Raw genomic sequence first — 21,906 nt, forward strand, 5'->3', positions numbered from 1 at the left:
TCGGCGGTGGCCCGGCCGTCCGTCGGCTCCTCGACGGCGGCCGGCGCCGGGGCGGCGGCCTCGGGCTCGGCGGTGCCGGCGGTGTCGGCCAGCAGTCGGCCGATCAGTTCGGGGTGCCGGATGCGCTTGCAGGTGAGCTTGGTGAACTCGGCCAGCAGCCGGCCGTCGGCGTCGCGGATCGTGTAGCTGTTGTGCATCACGTCGCCGCTGGCCGCCAGGGTCTCCGGCTGCGGGACGTGGGCGTGGACGGCGCCGCGGATCGGCCGCGGGGCGCGGAAGCGCTCGATGAAGACCGGGATGAACGGGTCGTCGTCGCCGATCGGGACCTGGGTGAAGGCGGCGATGGTCGAGCAGTCCATCTTCGCGGGGTGCAGCAGGAAGGCCTCGTCCAGCGCGGCGGACTCCGCGTCCAGGGCCAGCTCGGCGAGGAGTTCCCCGGCGCCGTGGTGGAGCTGCCCGAAGCAGCGCATGGCGTCCCCGTGGACGATCCGCTCGGCGCGGGCCCGGGCGTACATGTCGTCCATGTCGGTGGTCCGGGCGGCGGAGCGCCGCAGCGCGTCGAGGTCGACGGCGGGCGGCTCGGGCACGTCCCGGAAGGCCAGTTCGGCCTGGAAGTTGCGCCGGTACGGGGAGATCGGGTCGCCGTCCCGCCGCCACCGGCTCTCGGCGGTGACCAGGCGCAGGCCGTCGGCCGGCGGCGAGACCACCACCCGGATCTCGCGGTCGTGGCCCTCGGTGGTCGCGACGGCCTCGTGGAAGAGCACGTTGCGCAGTTCGGCGCGCGCGACGTCGAATCCCTGGGACTGCAGGATGCGCAGCACGATGTCGAGGAAGGTGACCCCGGGCATCACGGACACGCCGTGCACCCGGTGGTTCTGCATGACGAAGTCGGAGTGCTGGAGGACGAGGCGACACTCCACCTCGGGGTCCTGGCCGGGCGTGGGGCTCAACGCTGCTTTCCTTCCAGGGAGTTCGCCGGTGCGAACGAGCGGTCGGCGGACGCCGGACGGGCGAAGTCGACCGCCAGCAGGGACGTGGTGAGGGAGGGCCGCGGCGCGGGCGCCCCGGCGGACGCGGCGGGTTCCGGGTCCAGCCAGAGGCGGCGGCGGCGGAAGACCGGCGCGGGCAGCGCGGGCCGGACGGCTCCGGCGGGACGCTCGTCCGGGGCGAGGGACCCGGCGATCACGTGGGCGTTGGTGCCGCCCAGGCCGAAAGCGCTGACCGCCGCGTACCGGGGCCGGCCGGGCTCGCCGGTCCAGGTCCGGACCGTCCGGTTCGGGAAGAACGGCGAGGCGGCGAAGTCGAACCGCGGGTTGGGGCGTTCGCAGAACAGCGTGGGCGGGATCACGCCCTCGCGCAGGGCCAGGACGGTCTTCAGGAACCCGGCCATGCCCGCGGCGCTCAGCAGGTGGCCGACGTTGGACTTGACCGAGCCGACGGCGCAGTAGCCGGTCCGGTCGCCGTCCGGCCGGAAGGCGTCGGTCAGGGCCCGCAGCTCGATCGGGTCGCCGATCATCGTGCCGGTGCCGTGGGCCTCGATCATTCCGACGGACTCCGCGCTCAGGCCGCTGTCGGCCAGCGCCCGCCGGATGACCTTGGCCTGCGCCACCGGGTTCGGCGTGGTGAGGCCCATCGTGCGCCCGTCGTTGTTGACGGCGACCGCCTCGATCACCGCGTGGACCCGGTCGCCGTCGCGCAGGGCCTGCTCCAGCGGCTTGAGCAGCACCGTCCCGCAGCCCTCGCCCGGGACGAACCCGTCGGCCCGCTCGTCGAAGGTCGCGCAGCGGCCGGTGCGGGACAGCGCGCGGGCAGCGCTGAAGTCGAGGTACGGCTCCTCGTCGAGCAGGACGTCCACCCCGCCCACCACGGCCAGTTCGGACTCGCCCGCGAGCAGGCTGCGGCAGGCCGCCTGCAGGGCGACCAGGGACGAGGAGCACGCGGTGTCGACGACCAGGTTGGGTCCGTGGAAGTCGAAGCGGTGCGCGACCCGGGCCGCGATGAAGTTCTGGTCGCTGCCCATGCCCACGCCGCCGGGGCGGGAGCGGGCCCGGCGCCCGTACCCGGTCAGCCGGGCGCCGGCGAAGACGCCCACGTCCCGTCCGGCCAGTTCCTCCTCGCGGTAGCCGGCGTCGGCCAGGCAGGTGGCGGCGGACTCCAGGAAGAGCCGGATGGTCGGGTCGAGGCAGGTGGCCTCGTCCTCCGTCATCCCGAACCACTCCGGGTCGAAGTCCTCGATCCCGTCGACGAACCCGCCCCACTTGCTGATGCTGCGGCCGGGGGCGTACTCGGGGCGGTACAGCCGCCGGACGTCCCAGCGGGAGGCCGGGACCTCCGTGACGGAGCACTCCCCGGCGACCAGGTTGCGCCAGAACGCCTCGGCGTCGGGGGCGCCCGGGAACCGGCAGGCCAGGCCGATCACGGCGACCCGTCCGCTCCCCGGCCGGCCGGACGGCGGCGCCGGCTGCGCGGCGACGGCGCTCTGCGGCGCCGCGGCTTCCGGCTCCTCGCGCGGTCCGATCCCCAGGGCGTCGAGGTGCGCGGCGAGCCGCTCCAGCGTCGGGTGTTCGAGCAGGGCCGTGGGCTCCACGGGGCTGCCGGCGCGTTCCTCGATGCGGAAGACGAGCTCGCCGAGCATCACCGATTCGACGCCGAGGTCGCCGAAGAAGGCGGTCGGGTCGAGGTCGACGGCCGGGATGGCCAGCGCGTCGGAGAACAGGGGGGCCAGCCATTCCAGCGCGCGGACGGTCGGCTCGGGCACGGTCGGCTCCACAGGTGGTAGGGGGGAGGCGCCCGCGGGGGGTTCCTCGGCGGGGTGCGGGGCGGGGTGCGAAGCGGGGTGCGAAGCGGGGTGCGGGGCGGGGTGCGGGGCGGTGGGCCGGGGCTTGCCCAGCAGCGTGTCGGGGGCGACGGGGACGCCGTCCAGCGGCGGGCAGACCACGACGCGCGCCACCTCGGACGGCAGGGCCACGATCCGCTCCAGCAGCCGCAGGCCCTCCGCCTCCCCCAGCGATCCGACGCCGGCCACCGCGCAGCCCTCGGGCTGGGCCGCGCCCATTCCGGTCTCGTGCCAGGTCGGCCAGTCGACCGAGCGGAAGCGGCGCTCGCCGGCCGCCGCCCGGTGGTCGGCGAACTGGTCGAGGAAGGCGTTCGCGGCGGCGTAGTCCGACACCCCGCGGGCGAGCGCCGGAACCATCGCGGACAGCGAGGAGAACAGCACGAAGAAGTCGAGGTCGTCGGCCGAGCAGAGCCGGGCCAGCGTCTCCAGGCCGGTGGCCTTGGGCTCCAGCACCGCTTCGATGTCGGCGACGGACTTGCCCGCGAAGGACGGCCGGCCCAGCGGGCCGCGGCCCGCGCAGTGCACGACGCCGCCGAGCGGGCCGAGCCCGCAACGGACCTCCGCCAGGAAGGCCGCGGTCCGGTCCTCCCGGCCGAGCTCGCCCGTGTGCACCAGCACCCGCGCGCCCACGGACTCCAGTTCGGCGACGAGCGCGGCCGTCTCCGCCTCCGGGGAGCCCGGGTCGAGGGCCGGCCACTCGGTGCGCGGCGGGAGGGGGCGCCGGCCGGTCAGGGCGAGCAGGCGGGCGCCGCGGCGGACCAGCAGCCGGGCGACGGCGGCGCCGATGCCCCGGGTGCCGCCGGTGACCAGGTAGGCCCGGCCGGGGTCGAGCCGCAGCGGGCGGTCCGGGCCGCCGGGCAGCGCGGTGAGCTCGCGCCGGTGCCGCCTCGCGCCGCGCAGGCAGACCTCGGTGAGGCCGTCCGCGGCGAGCAGCTCGGCGTGAATCCGCCGGGCGGCGGCCACCGGGTCGCCGCCCGCGCCCTGGATGTCGGCGACGGTGGCCGCGACCCGGGGGTGCTCGGCCGCCAGCATCCGCACGAACCCGGCGAGGCGGGCGCCGGACCACGCCGGCACCGCCCCGGGCAGCCCGTACAGGCCCTCCGTGACCTGCAGGACCCTCAAATCCCGGGCGCGGAGCAGGCGGACCAGGCGCTGGAGCAGCCGCAGCCGGTCGGTCCACCGCCCGGTCCCCTCGCCGGCCGCCACGTCGCAGAGGTCGACCAGGCCGACGATGTCCTCGTGACGGGCCACCAGGTCGGCCGCGATGCGGTCCGCCGCGGCCTCGTCGACGAGCGCCTCGGCCCCGGCTGCCGCGTCCGCTCCCTGGCGCACCAGCAGCAGCCGGTCGGCGCCGAGCCGTGCGGCGAGCGCGTCCGCCAGCGCCGCGGTCCGGTCGGTGAAGACGCAGACGACGCGGCCGGTCACCGGGCCGGGCTCGGGGGCCGCGGCGGTCGGCGTCCACACCGGGGTGTAGAGCGCCACGCCGTCCGCCGGGGAGATCGCGGACGGTTCGGGCACCGGCTGCCGCGTCGCGGACGGTTCGGACGCCGGTACGAGGTCCGGCCGCCACGTCGCGGACGGTTCGGACGCCGGCACGGGCTCCGGCTGCCGCGTCGCGGTGGGCGCGGCGGCCTCCGGCAGCCAGTGGCGTTCCCCGGCGAACGGGTAGGAGGGCAGCGACACCAGGCGTCCCGCGCCCGGCCCGTCCCGGTGGACGACGGCGTCGCCGGCCACCCAGCGGGCGGCCAGGCGGCGCAGCGCCTCGGCGCGCGGCAGGTCCGGGTCGGGGGCGACGGGCGTCCCGGTGCGGAGGGCGTCCCCCGGGGTGCGGCCGTGCAGCACCTCCGGGTCGCGGTGGCCGGCCGCGAACCGGTCCAGCGCGGCGAGCAGTTCACCGGTGTCGGCGACGACGACCGCGAGCCGCTCGCGCAGGGCCTCCCGGCCGACCAGGAGCGTGTGGGCGACGTCCGCGAGGGCGGGCGGCGGCGCTCCGCCGCCGTGGCGGAGCCGGTCGGCCAGACGTCCGGCCACCGCCCGCAGCCGCTCCTCGTTGAAGGCCGACAGCACGATCAGCTCCGGGCCCGGTCCGGGCTTCTCCGACGGATGCGCCGCGGCCCCGGCCGGAACGTACTCCTCCACCACCACGTGGGCGTTCGAGCCGCCGGCGCCGAAGGAGCTGACGCCCGCGCGCCGGGGCAGCACCGTCCCGTCGGCCGCGACCGGGGCGGCCCACGGCTCCAGCTCCTGCACCACCCGGAACGGCGACTGCGCCCAGTCCACGGCGGGGTTGAGCTCCCGGGAGTGCAGCGAGGGGACCAGTCGGCGGTGGCGCAGCTGGAGCACCACCTTGGTCAGTCCGGCGAGGCCGGCCGCGGCCTCCGGGTGCCCGATGTTCGACTTCACCGATCCCACGGCGCAGGACCCGGGCGCCAGGTCGGCCCCGGCGAACGCCCGGGCCAGGCCGTTGATCTCGATGGGATCGCCGAGCGAGGTCCCGGTGCCGTGCGCCTCCAGGTAGCCCACCCCGGCCGGGTCCACGCCCGCCTCGTCCAGCGCGGCGCGCACCAACGCGCCCTGCGCCACCGGGTTGGGCACCATGTAGCCGTTGGTGCGGCCGCCGTGGTTGACGGCGGTGCCGCGGATCACGGCGTGGATCCGGTCCCCGTCGGCGACGGCGGCGCTCAGCGGCTTGATCAGCAGCGCGCCGACGCCCTCCGCGGGGGCGAAGCCGTCACCGCCCGCCCCGAAGCTGCGGCAGCGGTGGTCGCTGGAGGTCATCCTCAGCCGCGCCTGCTGGCGGAACTTGTGCGGGTGCAGCGACAGGTTCACCCCGCCCACCAGGGCCGCCGCGCACTCGCCGCGGCGCAGGCTCTGCACGGCCAGGTGCAGCGCGGTGAGCGAGGACGAGCACATGGTGTCCACCGCCATGCTCGGCCCGTGCACGTCGAGGAAGTAGGAGACCCGGTTGGCGATGCCCGCGACGGCCGATCCGCTGTCGGCCGGTTCGCCGGACAACGAGCTCTCGACGCCGAAGAACGGGTACTCGTTGTACATCGTCCCGACGAAGACCCCGACGCCCGCGCCGTGCCGCTCCCGCAGCCGGGCCCGGGTGTAGCCGGCGTCCTCCAGCGTCTCCCAGGCGGTCTCCAGGAACAGCCGCTCCTGCGGGTCCATCAGCCGCGCGTCGCGGGGGGTGATGCCGAACAGCAGCGGGTCGAAGCGGTCGACGCCCGCCAGGAAGCCGCCCCGCATGAGGTCGGCCCCGCCGGACACGGCGGGCCGGTCGGCGGGCAGCGCGGTCACGCTGTCGCGGCCCTGTTCGAGGTTGCGCCAGAACTGGTCCAGGTCCGCGGCCTGCGGGTAGCGGCCGGCGATGCCCACGACGGCGATCGGCTCGGCGGCGAGTTGCTCAGCAGCGGGCTTCTCGGCAACGGGCTTCTCAGTAACGGACACCGGCCCGGCGGCGCCGCCGTGCCACGGTCCGTCGTGCAGGCGCAGCAGGTGCGCGGCGACGCCCGCGAGGTCGGGGTACTCGTAGAACACGGTCTGCGACACCGGGCCGACGGCGGCCCGGAGTTCGGTGTTGAGCCGGGAGACCAGCATCGAGGTCAGCCCGTAGTTCTCCAGCGGGACCTTCGGGTGCAGCCGTTCCACCGGGATCCCGCTGACCTCGGCGTACAGCCCGGCCAGGTACCGCTCTGCGCTCTCCTGCGCCGCCGGGGACACCGCGTCGGCGACGGCCGTGCCGAGCACCGGGGCGGCGTCGTCGAGCAGGCGCCGGTCGTCGAGCACGTGCCGGTCGCCGGCGAAGGCGTGCACGGGCAGCGTGACGCGTCGGCCCGGCGCGGGCCACAGCCGCGCCCAGTCCACCGGGTGGCCCCGCAGCCACAGGTCCACGGCGTGCGACGCGGGCCGGTCGGTCGGGGCGGGTCCGGCGGCCGGGTCCGCGACGGCCGTGGACAGGCCGGGGTGCGACCGGCCGGCCAGGAAGGCGTTCAGACCGGCGACCATCCCGGCCACCGTGCCCGCGGTCAGCGCCAGCCGGTGCGACAGGTGCACCCTCCCGGTCTGCAGGGTCCAGGCGACCCGGTCGGGCTCCACGGTGTCGGCGTGGGCGGCGAGGTGGGCGCCCAGCCGCTGTGCGGCAGTCCCGAGCTGCTCGGCGCCGTCGGCGGAGAGCAGCAGCACCCGCCCGGGGTCGAACCCGCCGTCCGCGCGGCCCGCCGTCGCCGTCGCGGGTGCCGGGGCCGGCCGGTCGCCGGGCGCGGAACGCAGCACCACGTGTCCGTAGGAGCCGGTCGCGCCGAGGGCGTTGACCAGGGCCGTGACCCGCCCGTCCGCCGCCGGGGTCCAGGGCCGGGAGCGCTCGACGACCTCGACCGGCAGGGTCTGCCAGTCCACCAGGCCGTTGCGCTGCCGGGCGGTGCGGGCCGGGGCGATCCGGCCGTGCCGCATCTGCAGCAGCACCTTGATCACCTGGGACAGGCCGGAGGCCGCCTCCAGGTGCCCGATGTTCGGTTTCACGGTGCCCACCGGGAGCCGCGGGGCGTCGCCGGGTCGGGCGAACACCTCGCCCAGGGCTTCGAGTTCGGCGGCGTCCGCGATTCCGGCGCCGGCCGCCGCGCACTCCACGTAGTCGATGTCGTCGGGAGTGACGCCCGCCCCGGCCAGCGCCCGGGCCAGCGAGTCGACCAGGCTCTCGGCCCGCGGCGCGCCGTACCTGGGCGCGCGCCCGGCGTGGGCGATGCGGGTCTCCTCGACGGTTCCGTGGACGAGGTCGCCCGCCTCGGCGGCGGCCCCCGCCGGGCGCAGCAGCAGCGCGCCGACGCCCTCGCCCGGGTACCAGCCCGAGCCGGCCGCGGAGAAGGCCTCCGGCGTGCCGTCCAGCGCCACCAGCTCCAGGCCTTCGAGCAGGCCCCAGTGGTAGGGGTGGGCGAGGAGGTTGACGGCGCCGACGACGGCCGCGCCGCACTCGCCCCGGCGCAGGCTCTGCACCGCGAGGTGCAGGGCCGTCAGCGAGGACGAGCAGGAGGTGTCGACGGCCAGGCTCGGGCCGCCGAAGTCGAAGAAGTGCGAGACCCGGTTGGCGATGTCGGACGCGGTGGCCGGGGTGCGGGCCGGGCCGCCGGCCGCCCAGTGGTCGGCGCCCTGCTGGCGGTGGTCCTGCCACATGGTGCCGATGAAGACGCCGACCCGTCCGGCGGACAGCCGCAGCGACTCCGCGGTGTGCCCGGCGTCCTCCAGGCACTGCCACACGGTCTGCAGCATCAGCCGCGCCTGCGGGTCGACCGTCCGCGCCTCCTCGGGGGAGATCCGGAACAGCAGGCTCTCGAAACGGTCCACGTCCCGGAGGAAGCCGCCCACGGGGGCGGAGTCCGCGGGCGCGATGTCGCGGCGGGCGGAGGGGGGCGGCCCGACCGAGGTCGCGCCCGCCTCCAGGTTGTCCCAGAAGGCGTCCAGGTCGTCCGCACCGGGGAAGCGGCCCGCCATGCCGATCACGGCCGTCGGCTCCGCCGTTCCCGCCGCGTCGGCGGCGGGCGGGACGGGGCGGGTCGCCGGGGCGGGCCGGGCGCCGAACACCGGGCCGACGCCGTCCGCGGTGGCCGCGGGGTGCGCGGCGGCGCCGCCGAGGAACGCCTGGAGGAAGACGTGGCCCTCGTCGAGGCCGAACCGGGCGGCGAGGTCGTCGAAGGCGAGTGCGCCGATCGGGCAGAGCCCGACGCCGGCCGCCGCCTGTCCCATCATCAGCAGCTGGCCGATGCTGCCGGCCTCCAGGGTGAGGTAGCGCAGGCTCTGCTCGCCGTACATCGGCTCGATGCCGGGGCGGCGGCCCACCAGGTAGATGCCGAACCGCGAACGGTCGAACACCTCCCGGTTGTAGACGAAGTGGGCGCTGCGCCCGGCCCGCTGGACCGGGTCGATCCGGCGCAGGGCGTGCTCGACGGGGTCGTGGTAGTAGAGCCCCTCGGCGATCCCGTCGACCGCGTCGGCGGCCAGGTGGAGGTAGGTCTGGACGGCGTAGGTGTCGCCCGCCGACGGGTGCAGCCGGCGGACGCCCGCGGCGGTGGGGATCTCCCGGAGCAGGCTGAGCAGGCGGCAGAAGGACTCGTACGGGACCGGCGCGTCGAGGAAGTCGCGCCGGGTGGCGCGCCAGGCGAGGAGTTCCTCGTCGAAGCCGACCGGGGTGAGCGGCAGGGCCGGCTCGTCCGGCCGGGCCGGGCGCAGGTTCCAGTGGCCGGCCTTGAACCGGGCCCGGTCCTCGGGGGAGAAGAAGTCCACCGCGCCCGGGCCCCGGCCCTCCGCCCCGGCCGGCTCGACGGTCTCCGGTGCGGTCGGTGCAGCGGTCTCCGGTGCGGTCGGTGCGGTCGGCTCGGTCGGTGCGGTCGGCATCCGCTCGACGACCGGCGTCGTCCCGGCCGCGGCCGGGTCGCCGGTGAGCTCACGGTGCGCCCAGCGGGTGATCGCCTCGATCTTGGGCTCGTCGAGCAGCACCGACACCGGTATGCGCCGGCGGTACCGGCGCTGCAACGCGCCGGACACCTGCACCATGGTGAACGAGGTCGCGCCCTGGTCCCACAGGTCGGCCGCGGCGTCCACCTGCGGCAGGCCCAGGGTGGACGCGAAGAGGCCGGCGATCTCCTCCCGCAGTTCCTCGTACGACGGCCCGTCGGCGGCCGCGGCCGGCTCCTCGGCCGTCCGCCCGTGCGGCTCGGACTGCTGTGGCTGCTCGGGCTGCTCGGGCTGCTCGGGCTGTTCCGGTCGCGCGGGCACCGGCCAGGGCAGCGCATTGCGGTCCAGCTTGCCGTTCGCGGTGGACGGGAAGGTCCCGAGGAAGCCGAAGAAGTTGGGCACCATGTACTCGGGCAGGGCGGCCGCCGCGTGCGCCCGCAGCTCGCGCGCGGTGGGCGCGGCGCCGCCGGCCGGGACGAGGTAGGCCACCAGGACGCGCTCGCCGGCGTCCCCGCGGGCGAGGACCACGACGTCCTTGACGCCCGGGTGGAGCCGCAGCCGGTGCTCGATCTCGCCCAGTTCGACGCGGAATCCGCGGATCTTCACCTGGCCGTCCGACCGCCCGTGGAAGCAGAGGTTGCCGTCGGGGAAGTACGACGCCCGGTCGCCGGTGTGGTACAGCCGCTCCGCGGGGTCGTCGTGCAGCGGGTCGGGGATGAACCGCTGGCTGGTGAGTTCCGGCTGGTTGACGTATCCGAGGGCGAGGCACTCGCCGCCGATGTAGAGGTCGCCCTCGACGCCGACCGGGCACGGCCGCCGGTTCTCGTCGAGCACGTGGTAGCGGCAGTTGTCGATGGGCTTGCCGTAGGGGATGCTGCGCCACTCCGGGTCGATCTCGCCGATCCGGAACCAGTTCGACCACACGGTCGCCTCGGTCGCCCCGCCGAGGCTGATCAGGTCCGCCGCCGGGAAGACGGCGCGCACCTCGTCGGGCAGCGACAGCGGGGTGTAGTCGCCGCTGAGGAAGACCAGCCGCAGGTCGCGGGTGCCCGGTGCGCCCCGGTGCTCGGCGAGCAGCGGGCCGATCTGGGCGAGCGTGGTCGGCGCGGAGTTCCAGAACGTGACGGGTTCGGTGAGCAGGACGTCCAGCAGCAGGGCCGGGTCGCGCTGCTGTTCCGCGTCGGCGATGTAGAGCCCGGCGCCGTACCCGAGCAGTCCAAAGACGTCGAACACGGACAGGTCGAAGCCGAGCGAGGTGACGCACAGCCCGAGGTCGGAGGCGTCGAAGGCGAAGGTGCGCCGGCACCAGTTCAGCAGGTTGAGCACCGGCCGGTGCGCGACCGCCACGCCCTTGGGACGCCCGGTGCTGCCCGAGGTGAAGATGATGTACGCGGTGTTGTACGGCTCGGCGGTGGGCTCGGGGTCGGCGTCCGGGTCGAGGTCGGACGGCGGCAGCCGGTCCGCGCGGATCTCCGCGACCCCGTCCGGCACGGCCCACCCGACGCGGTCCGAGGTGGTGACGACGGTGGCGCAGTCCGCCTCCTCCAGGATCACGGCCGCCCGGTCGCCGGGCAGGTGCGGCTCGATCGGGAGGTACACGCCGCCGGCCTTGAGCACCCCGAGCACCGCCGCGATCATCAGCGGTCCGCGGGGGACGCTGACCGCCACCACGGTCTCCGGCCCGGTGCCGGCGGCGAGGAGCTCCCGCGCGAGGCGGTTGGCCCGCCGGTTGAGCTCGCGGTACGTCATGGTGCCGCCGCGCCACCGCAGGGCGACGGCGTCCGGGGCCAGCCGGACCTGCTCCTCGAACGCGGTGTGGACGAGCCGGTCGCCGTCGAAGGGGTGGGCGGTGTCGTTCCACTCGTGCAGGATCCGGTGCAGTTCGGCGGCGCTCGGGCCCTGCGCGGCCGGGGCCGGCTCCGGGGCGCCCGCGTCCCACGGGTCGTCGCTGTCGACCAGGCGGGTCACCGCCCGGCCGTAGGCCGCGAAGAGCTCCGCGAGGGTGTCCCCGTCGAAGTCCGCCGCCACCGCGTCCCAGCAGTACCGCAGGGTCCCGTCGTCGTCCGCGGTCGTGATGCAGTCCAGGGACACGTCCGGGGTGCAGCTGCGCCACTCGCCCTGCCGTACGGTGGCGGGCAGCGGACGGTCGGTCAGGTCGAGGACCGAGGTGTAGACGACCCGGTGGCCGGTCGCCCCGGTCGCGGCCGTCCGGCGGCGCAGTTCGGCGAGCCCGCTGGTCGGCACCGGCGCGTCCTGTTCGAGGGCCCGGTGGTAGGTGCGGGCGCGCTCGGTGAAGGACAGTCCGCGCGGTGCCCGAGACACCCAGCTGAGCGCGGTGAACTCGCCGGGCCGGTACCTGCCGTCCGGGCCGTCCCAGCGCACCACCGGGACGGCGAAGTCCTCCTCGTGACGGAGCGACAGGGTGTCCAGGAAGGCGGTGAGCAGCACGGCGTCCGGGGTCAGTCCGTGCCGGGCGGCGCGGGCGGCGAGGGTGTCCCGGCCGGGCAGGCTCCCCGCCAGCCGGATCCGGCGGGCGGGGCCGGCGCCGGGGGTGCGGCCCCCGATCGGCGGCCCGGGCGGGAGCTCGGCCAGCGCGTCGCGCCAGTGCGCCCGCCAGGCGTCCCGTTCCGGCGCCGCGGCGCGGTCCCGGACCTCCCGGGCGTGCTCGGCGTGCGGCGCGCCGGTCCGCGGGGTCTCCCGGGGCCGGGCGTAGAGCCGCATGAGTTCGCGGCCGACGGCGTGGATGCTGTGCGCGTCGGCGAGGGTGAGGTCGACGCAGAGGTGGACGGTGTCGCGCTCCTCCCCCTCGGTGACGCGGAGGTCGAACTGCGGCCAGCGGCCGAGCGGGAAGGGGTTCGCCGTCATCGCCTCGCGGACCCGCTCGGCGGAGTCGTGCCCGGTGACCGGGATCGCCCACTCCTCGGGGACCTCCGGCCGGACGGCGATCCGGCCGTCCACGGTGACCGCGGAGCGCAGCACCTCGTACGCGTTCATCAGCCGCACCAGCGCCGTTTCGAGGCGCACCAGGTCGACGGGGCCGGCCGTCTCGAAGGACAGGTACACCTGGCCGGAGCTCCACTCCCGGGGCTCGGCGGCGGCGCGGGAGACGAAGTAGGCCTGCTGGAGTTCGTTGAGCGGGCGGTGCTCGGGCTCCGCCCGGGAGCCGGCGAGCACCCGCAGGCCGTTGTGGAGCGAGGCGAACGCCGCGTCGGGGACGCCGGGTTCGAACATCGCGTCGGCGACGTCCCAGCGCAGTTCCAGGCCGCCGTCCCGCTCCCACATCTGGTGGTCGAGCCAGACCCCGCTGGTCTGGCTGGTGGCGTGCACCAGGTCGTCCGCGAAGCCCCGGCCGCGGGCGGCGGCCGCGGCGTCGAGCATGCTGGTGAACACCACGGGCGAGGCCTCGGCCGCGCCGCCGCGGGCCCGCGACGCGCGCAGCGCGGTGACCCCGCACACCGCGGAGTGCTCCAGCGCCTTCCACAGCTCCTGGTGGGTGAGCCGCGCCGCCTCCTCGAAGGTCCGGTCGTGCGGCAGCACGGCCTCGACCGCGACGGTTCCGGTGAACGGTCCGACGACCTGGTCGGCCGCCGCCGGCAGCAGGGCCCGCCGGCTGGTGGTGACGGTCAGCGAGAACGGCCGGTGGGCGCCGTGGCGGGCCAGGACCTCGGTGAACAGGGTCAGGACCAGTGCGGTGGCCGTGACGCCGAGGGCGGCGGCGCGCTCCCGGACGGCCCGCCACTCCTCGGCGGCCAGCCGGGCGCTGCGGGTGGTGCGGCGCAGGCACGGCAGTTCCTCGGGGCGGGTCGCGACGGTGTCCCGGACCGGGCCGGGAGCCCCGGGGAGCTCGGCCAGCCGGTGCACCCAGTGGTCGAGGCTGCGCCGGTGGCCGGGGGTGTCGGTGCGCGCCGCGAGCGCGACCAGGCAGTCCCGGGCGGTGAGCTCGGGCGTGGCCGGGGTGCGGGCCGGGTCGTCGTACAGGGCCTTCCACTGCGCGGTGAGCAGGTCGAGGCCGGCGCCGTCGGTCACCAGGGCGTCGATCCCGAGGTGCACCCGGGCGCGGCCGTCGGCCCGGCGGGTCACCTCGACCGCGAACAGCGGCCATTCGCCGGCCTCGAAGCGGCGGTGGGACATCCGGGCCCGGGTGCGGGCGGCGCGCGCCTCGAAGTCCCGGTCCGGATGGCCGGCGACGGGCTCGGACACCGGCATGCTCCACTGCGGCGGCTGCGCCTGGATGCGCTGCCGGCCGTCGGGGGTGACGACGGCCCGCAGCATGTCGTGGTGGGCGACCAGCCGCTCCCAGGCGTTCCGCAGCCGCTCGGCGTCGAGGCCGCCCACCTCGAACTCGCGGTAGAGGTGGCAGCCGACGGCGTCCTCGGTGAGGGCCGGCTCCTTCGCGGTGAGGTACGCCTCCTGGAGCGGGGTGAGCGGAAACGACTCGAACGCGCGCTCCGGGTCCGCCACCACGGCGCCGACGGCCGCGCCGTCGACCGGGGCCCGGTCCGCCGCCAGTTCGGCGGCCTGCCGCCCGAAGTCGGCGAGGCTGTGCGCGTCCGCCAGCAGGGTGAGCGGCACGTCGATGCCGAACTCGCTCTGCGTGGCGATCCACAGCCGCGCCGCGGTCATCGAGTCGAGACCGACCGTGCGCAGCTCCGTGTCCGGGGCCACCGGGGCCTCGCCGGGCCGCAGTTCGGTGAGCAGGCGCGCGAGGGCCCTGCTGATGTCCGCTGCCAGCGTGTCGATTCCCGTGCGCTGCCGGGGATCGGGACCGGATGCGACCGCCATGTGCCGTGCTCCCCAGTTCGATGCCAGATGGTGTCCGACGTTCTCCGACATGCGGAAGCCTAGAAAGACAAAACCCGCACTTCAGCTCAGAAGTGAGCAAAGTGCGGGCTGCCCGGGAGTCGACTCCCTCGGACCGGACCGATCTTGATGCCCTGTCAGCGGCGGCCGGGCCGATCTTGATGCCCCGTCAGCGACGGGCCGGGCCGGGCCTGATGCTCCGTCGGCGGAGGACTGGCCGACGCGGGTCTCAGATCGAGGCGGCGAGCGGGGCGAAGGAGACGTCGCCCATGCTGCCCTCGACGAAGATCCGGTTCCAGGTGCCGCCGCCCTTCTCGGGCGCGATGATCTCGTCGAGGTAGATGGCCCGCACGTCGTCGTGCATGCGCATGTGCATGTCGATGAGGTCGTAGTACGCGGTCTCCGACTTCAGGTGGATCAGCCAGTGCGTACGGTCGGCGGGGCCGAACGCCTCCTCGTAGAGGAAGGAGGAGGCGATGCCCGGCAGCCGGGTGTTGATCGACTCGGTGATCCGGCGGGCGAACATCCGGGCCTCGGCGCGGAAGGCGTACTTGGGCTGGGCCACCCGGTGGATGATCAGTCCGGCGTTCGAGGAGTTCACGGTCTGCTCGGCGGTGATGCCGGTCTGGTGCTGCGCGGGCGCCACCAGCAGGTCCGGGGTGGCCTCGGCGATCGGTGTGCCGTCCGGCAGCACCGCGTCCGTGCCGTACATCCCCCAGCCCTGCGGAATGAGCGCCGTCTCGTCGAACGACGCGTCGAGGAACATCTCCTGCCAGCCCGTCCCCGCGGCGGGACCCTCGTCCCCGTCGAGCAGGGCCGTGACGGCGCGGTACCCGCCCAGCGACCGCAGGTGGATCATCCAGTGCAGGCGGTCGCGCCGGCCGAACTTCTCGTCGAAGACGAACACCGTCGCGTCGCCGGCGTACTTGGTGTTCACGTACTCCGCCTGCAGCAGCGCGATCCGGCGGCCCTCGTCGCGGTGCGCCAGCTTGAGCTGGGCGGAGCGCTTCACCACCGCACCGGAGTTGGTCGAGTGCAGGAGCAGGTCCGCACCCACCGCGGTCTGCTGCCGGGCGAGGAACGGGTTCGGGTCGAGCGTCATCTGTACTCCTCGGGGTGGTTCTCGGACGGTTCTTCGGTGGTTGCCCAGCCGGGCGCGGTGCCCGCCAGGGCCTAGCGGGCCGCGGGAGCGGGGAGGCGCCGGCCCAGGACGTCGGCGGCGCCGGTCATCAAGGTGTCGGCGATCAGGTCGACGTGCCGGGCGCGCCAGTCCTCCAGTGCCGTCCCCCGGACGACGTGGTTGAACGCGCCGATCGCCGGGCCGCACTGGATCTGGAAGTTCACCCGCTGGGCCGGATCGCCGTCCAGCGCCCAGCTGACGGTGCGGGCGAAGTACCAGCGGAAGACCAGCGCCATCAGGTGCTTGGGCGACCGCTCGGCCTTCTCGACCTCCGCCGTCCGGCCCTTCGCGAGGTGGTGGGCGCGGGTCTCCTGCCACGCCTCGGCGAACGGGCGCTTGAAGTAGGTCTCCTCCACCAGCCGCCGGGTCGCCTCGTCGACGGACTCCCAGCCGTCGTACTGCCGGTACAGCTGGTACAGCTTGTTGCCGCGGGCCGCGAACATGGTGGACTTCCGCACCACCTGGACCCTGGCGCCCAGCTCGAACATGTCGCCGGCGGGCGCGTACGCGGTGTCCTGCACGTCGAGCCCGGCGAGGATGTCCTTGACCGTGTCGGACGTCCCGGCCTCCGGGGAGCACTGGTTGACGCTGCCGGTGAGCACGAAGTCCGCGCCGAGGACGAACGCGGCGGCCACTGCCTCGGGTGCGCCGATGCCGCCCGCCGCACCGATCCTGATGCGGCGTCGGAAGCCGTGGCGGGCCATCGCCGCGTCGCGGTGGCGCATCATCGCGGGCAGCAGCGTCAGCGCCACGCCCGCGTCGGTGTGGCCGCCCGAGTCGGCCTCCACGCAGATGTCCTCGCTCACGGGGGCCTCGGCGGCGATGCGCCCCTCCTCGGCCGTGAGCAGCCCCTCCCCGACCAGGCGGTCGACGATCGCCGCGGGCGCCGGACCCATGAAGGCGGCCGCGACCTCGGGCCGGGAGACCTTGGCGAGCACCCGGTGCGGGACCACCGCCCCGCCCCGGGCGTCGCGGTGCGCGCCGGCGAAGCGGAAGCGGACGACGGCGGGGGTCAGCTGGGTGAAGCCCGCGGCCTCGACGGTGCGGACCCCGTGGCGCAGGTACAGGGCGACCACGCTGTTCTCGTACGAGGGGTCGTCGACGGAGTGCAGCAGGTTCATCCCGTAGGACCCGTCCACCCCCAGGGCCTCCTGGATGCGGAGCAGTTCCTTCTCCACCCGGTCGAGGCCGAGGCCGCCTGCGCCGAAGAATCCCATCAGGCCCCGCTGTCCGAGCCGGATCACCAGGTCGGACGAGGCGATGCCGCGGAACATCGCCCCGGCGAGGTACGCCAGGCGCAGGCCGTACTCGCGCCGGAACTCCGGGCAACCCAGGTCCTCGGCCCGGAGCGCGGCTCCGGTCTGCGCCGGGGCCGTCGCGGCGGGCGCGGTCGCGGCGGGCGCGGTCGCGGCGGCCCCGGCCGTCCGGTCCTCCCCTGCCGCCGCGGCCCGCCGGGCCGACTGCCAGAGCCCGCTGAGGACCCGGCCCGGGCCGATCTCCTCGACCGTCCCGACACCGTGGTCGAGCAGGTGGCGGGTGATCTCGTGCCAGCGGACCGGGTGGTCGATCTGACGCCCGAGCAACTCGGCGACCTGGCCCGGCCCGTAGGGCGCGGCGGTGACGTTGGACAGCACGGGCACCCGGGGGTCCGCGAAGGTGAACCCGCGCAGGAACCCGGCGAACTCCGCCGCCGCCTCCGCCATGTACCGCGAGTGGAAGGCGGCGCTGACCTTCAGCGGGACGCTGCGCACGCCGTCGTGGCGCGACAGTTCGCGCGACACCTCGCGCAGCACCTCGGTCGGTCCCGACAGCACGAGCTGCGAGGCGGAGTTGACGTTCGCCAGGTCGACCAGCCCGCGGTCCGCACCGGCCATCAGCTCCGGCAGCCGCTCGGCGGGCACGCCCAGCACGGCCAGCATGCCGCCCCCGTCGGCCCGGCCCATCAGGGCGCCGCGGCGGTGCACCAGCCGGACCCCGGTGGCGAAGTCGAAGCAGCCCGCGGCGAACAGCGCGTCGTACTCGCCGAGGCTGTGCCCGGCCAGGAATCTCGGCGCGGGGAGTTCCGGGGCCCGGGCCAGCCAGGACAGCGCGTTCACCACGAACAGGGCGGGCTGCGCGAACTCGGTCCGGGTGAGCTCCGCGCCGCCCGTGCGGCACAGCTCCTCGATCGAGTAGCCGAGGACGGCGTCCGCCTGCGCCGTCAGCTCGGGGAAGCGCGCGAAGAGGTCCGCGCCCATCCCCGCGCGCTGCGACCCCTGTCCCGGGAAGACCAGTGCCGTCATCGGTGCTGACTCCTGCCTGCTTGGGCGGAGGTCTCCCACGGGAGCCCCCGGTTGGTGGTGAGGCTCTCGATCCGCTGCCGGGCCACCGGCGAGGCCATCACCCGGGTGAACTCGCGCAGCGCGAACTCCTCGGTCTGTTCGGTGGTGAACCACATGGACCGGACGTACCGCTTGAGCTCGGCCACGGTGACCGGGTCGATCCGGGTCAGCCGGACCAGCAGGCGCCGCAGCGCCTCGTCCGGACGGTCGGTCAACTCGTCTACGAGTCCCCACCGTTCGGCCTCGGCGGCGGTCATCGGCAGGGTGCCGAGCGCCATCGTGTACGCCTTCTGCAGGCCGGTGCGCCGGATCACGAAGGGCAGCACGCAGCACGGCAGCAGACCCCACAGCGCCTCCGGCAGGGCGAAGCTGCCGCGCTCGGTGGCGAGGACGAAGTCGCTCGCGGCGGCCAGGCCGACGCCGCCGCCGGCCACCCGGCCGTCCACGCAGGAGATCACGACCACCGGGGCGGTGGTGAACCTGCGCATCAGCGCGATGAACGCCTCCCCGCCGGCCGCCTCGCCCGTCGGCCCGCCCGCCGCCGCCTCGCCGAAGTCGAGGCCGGTGCAGAAGACCCCGCCCGATCCCTCCAGCACCATCGCCACGCAGGTCGGGTCCGCCTCCGCCTCGTCGAGCGCGTGCCCGAGCTCGGCCAGGACGGTGCCGTCGATGCTGTTCTGCCGGTCGGGGCGGGCCAGGGTGACGCGCAGCACGGCGGACTCGCGGGTCACCCGCAGGGCCAGGTACGGGCGGCCCGGCGGGGGGCCGGCGGGCGGGGTGGCGGTGTCCACGGGTCCTCCTGTCGTGGGGACGGGTGCGAACGCTGCCGCCGACGGCACCGGAGCCGTTCCCGGTCACACCTTGGCGGCGCGGGCCCGGCGTCGCCGCTCACAATTGAGCAGGTGGCGGGCGGTTCGGGCGCTCGGCCGGCGGCCGTACGGCCGGTGCCGGACGGTCAGTCCGCGCGGGGTCCGGCCCGGTCGAGGAACTCGGTGAGCAGCGCGGCGAGTTCGTGCGGCCGGTCGTGGAGCGCGTGGTGCGTCGCCCCCGCCAGGCGCACGTGCCGCCCGGCGGGGAACCGGCCGATGTCCCGGGCGAGCCGGTCCGGCGCGGCGATCCGGTCGAGCTCCCCGGTGACGGCCAGCACGGGGACGGTCACCCGCTCGGCGTGCGCGAGCGGGTCCCGGGACCAGAAGTCGAGCAGCTGCCGGGCGTACGCGAGGAGGGTGGGTCCGTCGGCGAAGGGGCGGCGCAGGTCCTCGGCGAGGTCCTCGGCCGGCAGGGCCAGGACCTGTTCCGCCCAGCGGCCCGGGTCGGGTTCGGCGGTGAAGTCCGGCCGCTCGCCGAGTTCGCCGCCCAGCATCCGCCGCATCACGTCGGCCAGGACCGGCCGGGCGGTGACGGCGCGGCACATCGCCTCCAGGTTCCGCTCGTAGGCCGTGTCGGGGTCGTCCGGCCGGTCCAGCAGTCGGAACGAGCCGTTGAGCAGGACCATCGAGCGCACCGCGCCGGGGTCGCGCCGGTGGAACTCCAGGGCCACCTTCGGCCCGGTGCACCAGGCGAGCAGGTGGCAGTCGGACACGCCCTCGGCGCTGAGCACCGCCCTCAGGTCGGCCACCTGGTCGGCCAGGCGCAGCGGGCGCTCGCGCGGCCCGCACCCGCGCGGCGACCAGGAGATCACCCGGTGGCGGCGGGCCAGCAGGGCGGTCAGCCGGTGCCACGGCCCGAGCCCCATGCCCAGGGCGTTGAGGACGACGACCGGCGGCCGGTGCGGGTCCGGCTCCCCCGCGACCCGGTAGGCGAGGACGCCGCCCAGCACGCCGACCCGCCGCGGCGGCGCCTGCGCGCACCGCTCGGCCTCCTCGCGGAGCCTGCGGTCGGCCTCGTCCCGGCTCCGGCGCACGGCGTCGACCAGGGCGGCGCCGTCGTGGCGGGCGTCCGCCCCGAGCTCGTCCGCGCGGGTGCGCCCGGCGCCGGCGGCGCGGTGCTCCGCCAGCCGGTCGACGGCGGTGAGTTCGGCCTCGTCGTCGACCGTGCGCACGGTCAGCCGGTAGCCGGCGCCGATGCGGACGGCCAGTGCGTCCGGGTCCGGTGCGCACCGCGCGAGGGTCGTCCGGCGCAGGCGCAGCGGCTGGTGGTCGAAGTACTCGGCGCAGCGGGCCCGCACCTCGGCGGCCGTGTCGTGCACCGCGTCGAGCAGCGCGAGGAGTCGTTCGGTGGCGTCCAACGCGGTCCGTTCCCGGGGGTTGTCGGTGGGCGAGCAGTTCGCGGCCGCCTCAGCCTCCGGTACATCCCGGTACGTCACCGCTCAGAATTGAGCGGCGGTCCGGGCCGTCCGCGCGGTGTGCTGGTCCGCAGCCCGAGGGGCTCGACCCGGAACGTGCCCTTCCCCAAGCGGAATGTTCACGCGCTACCTTTGGGCATGCTCATGGCAACCAGCCTCACGGGGCAGCGGCACCCGTGTCGCAGGCAGGAGTGAAGGAGTACCCACGGCATGACGAATTCCGACCGGGTCCACACCTACCCCTTCGAGGGCCGGGTAAGCGGATTGGACATCCACCCGAAGTTCACCGAGCTCCGCGAGACGGAGCCGCTCGCCAGGGTGAAGCTTCCGTACGGCGGCGAAGGCTGGCTGGTCACCCGTCACGAGGACGTGAAGACCGCCAACTCCGACCCGCGCTTCAGCCGGGCCTCGATCGGCGAGGACACTCCCCGCACCACGCCGTTGGCCCGCCGCGGCGACGCCATCCTGAGCCTCGACCCCCCGGAGCACACCCGCCTGCGCCGCCTGGTGTCCAAGGCGTTCACCGCGCGGCGGATCGGTCGGATGCAGTCCTGGCTGGAGGAGGTCGTCGCCGGCCTGCTGGACGACATGGCGCGCAAGGGCCCGCCGTGCGACCTCACCAAGGACCTGGCCGAGCCGTTCACCATCACGGTGATCTGCCGCCTGCTGGGCGTGCCGTACGAGGACCGCGAGAAGTTCCAGCACTGGTCCGCGGTGATCATGTCCACCACGGCGTACACCCGGGAGGAGGCCGTCGAGGCCGACGCCTCGATCCGCGGCTACCTCGCGCAGCTCGTGGCGGCGCGCCGCACCGAACCGCACGACGACCTGCTCGGCGTCCTGGTGGCTGCCCGCGACGAGGACGACCGGCTCTCCGAGGACGAGCTGATCACCTTCGGGGTCACCCTGCTGGTGGCCGGCCACGAGACCTCCGCCCACCAGCTGGGCAACATGGTCTACGCCCTGCTCACCCACCCGGACCAGCTGGCGCTGCTCCGCGAGCGGCCGGAGCTGCTCCCCCGCGCGGTGGAGGAGCTCCTGCGCTACGTCCCCCTGGGCAACGGCATCGGCAACGCCCGGGTCGCCACCGAGGACGTCGAGCTGAGCGGCGGCACGGTGCGGGCCGGCGAGGGCGTGCTGGCCGCCGCGGTCAACGCCAACCGCGACCCCCGGGTGTTCGCCGACCCGGACCGGCTGGACATCACCCGGGAGAAGAACCCCCACCTGGCCTTCGGCCACGGAGCCCACTTCTGCCTCGGGGCCCAACTCGCACGCATGGAGCTGCAAGTGGCGATCGGATCACTGCTCGAACGGTTCCCGGACGTGCGCCTCGCCGTCCCGGCCGAGGACGTCGTGTGGAAGTCGGGCGGGCTGTTCCGCGGCCCCCAGCAGCTGCCGATCGCGTGGTGAGCCGGCGATGACCGACACCACCCGCTGGCGGCTGGAGGCCGACCACCACAGCTGCGCCGGCACCGGCATCTGCGCCGGCATCGCCCCCGACCACTTCCAGGTGGTCGACGGCCGGACCGTCCTGTCGGCCGAGGAGACCCGCCCGGACGAGACGCTGCGCGACGCGGTCGAGTCCTGCCCGATGGAAGCCCTGCGCATCCTCGACGCCGACAGCGGCGAGGTCGTCGCCCCCAGCTGACCGCCGCCCGAGACCTCCCCAGCATTTCCGGGCCCCGGAATCGCCGAAATGGCAAGTCCGGGGCCCGAAAATGCTGCCCTCGCGCGCCTTCTGCCGCCCCGGAGAACTTTCCACAGCGGCAACAGAGTTATGCGGCTGACGTTCTGCTGACACAAAGACCCATTGCTCACTACACAGCAGGTCGCGCCTGGCGTAGGCTCGCCCCACGATCAGCCGCAAGGGGGGGTACGGCGGCATGTGCCCTGCGCCGGCGCATGCTTTCTGCCGTTGTCGAAAACCAGACGGGAGCACAGGGGAAGCACGGCCGGAAGATTCGGCGGCACACTCCCCGCGCAACCTCCTTCGCTCGGCGTCCGCCCCTTCCCCCTGCCACCCCCACGCGCCGAA

At 75.2% G+C, this 21,906-nt stretch carries 8 protein-coding genes (1 of these 8 only partly in view); 2 read left to right on the top strand and 6 right to left on the bottom strand.

Features of this window, described 5'->3' with window-relative positions:
- The 6 genes from ACI1MP_RS34400 to ACI1MP_RS34425 all read right to left on the bottom strand — a co-directional run.
- Positions 1-950, bottom strand: the 5' end (the start) of a protein-coding gene (locus ACI1MP_RS34400; protein ID WP_404870411.1) for an SDR family NAD(P)-dependent oxidoreductase. 20,743 nt of this gene lie to the left of the window's left edge; 950 of the gene's 21,693 nt are visible here — the first part of the coding sequence; it begins with the start codon at positions 948-950; its stop codon lies beyond the left edge, outside the window.
- Entirely contained in the window at positions 947-14,068 is a 13,122-nt protein-coding gene (locus ACI1MP_RS34405) for an amino acid adenylation domain-containing protein (protein WP_404870412.1), read from the bottom strand. The genes ACI1MP_RS34400 and ACI1MP_RS34405 overlap by 4 nt, the downstream gene beginning before the upstream one ends.
- Before the next feature lie 247 nt (positions 14,069-14,315).
- Positions 14,316-15,188 carry a DUF6039 family protein gene (locus ACI1MP_RS34410; RefSeq protein WP_380333385.1) on the bottom strand — a complete coding sequence of 291 codons (873 nt, stop codon included), beginning with the start codon at positions 15,186-15,188 and terminating at the stop codon, positions 14,316-14,318.
- A gap of 71 nt (positions 15,189-15,259) precedes the next feature.
- Entirely contained in the window at positions 15,260-17,548 is a 2,289-nt protein-coding gene (fabD, locus tag ACI1MP_RS34415) for an ACP S-malonyltransferase (RefSeq protein WP_404870413.1), read from the bottom strand.
- Entirely contained in the window at positions 17,545-18,378 is an 834-nt protein-coding gene (locus ACI1MP_RS34420; protein ID WP_387992162.1) for an enoyl-CoA hydratase-related protein, read from the bottom strand. The genes fabD and ACI1MP_RS34420 overlap by 4 nt, the downstream gene beginning before the upstream one ends.
- Positions 18,379-18,542: 164 nt before the next feature.
- Positions 18,543-19,892 (bottom strand): alpha/beta fold hydrolase, encoded by a 1,350-nt coding sequence (locus ACI1MP_RS34425; protein ID WP_380333382.1) that lies wholly within the window; start codon positions 19,890-19,892, stop codon positions 18,543-18,545.
- Between the two features lie 189 nt (positions 19,893-20,081).
- Between ACI1MP_RS34425 and ACI1MP_RS34430 the strand changes: the two genes are divergently transcribed.
- Together ACI1MP_RS34430 and ACI1MP_RS34435 are read left to right on the top strand one after the other, a co-directional pair.
- Entirely contained in the window at positions 20,082-21,281 is a 1,200-nt protein-coding gene (locus ACI1MP_RS34430) for a cytochrome P450 (protein WP_380333381.1), read from the top strand.
- 7 nt (positions 21,282-21,288) lie between these two features.
- Positions 21,289-21,519, top strand: a complete 231-nt coding sequence (locus tag ACI1MP_RS34435) for a ferredoxin (RefSeq protein WP_380333380.1) — start codon at positions 21,289-21,291, stop codon at positions 21,517-21,519.
- Positions 21,520-21,906: the final 387 nt, after the last annotated feature.

The organism is Kitasatospora griseola (assembly GCF_044999035.1).
In the GTDB taxonomy this organism is placed as follows: Bacteria; Actinomycetota; Actinomycetes; order Streptomycetales; family Streptomycetaceae; genus Kitasatospora; species Kitasatospora griseola.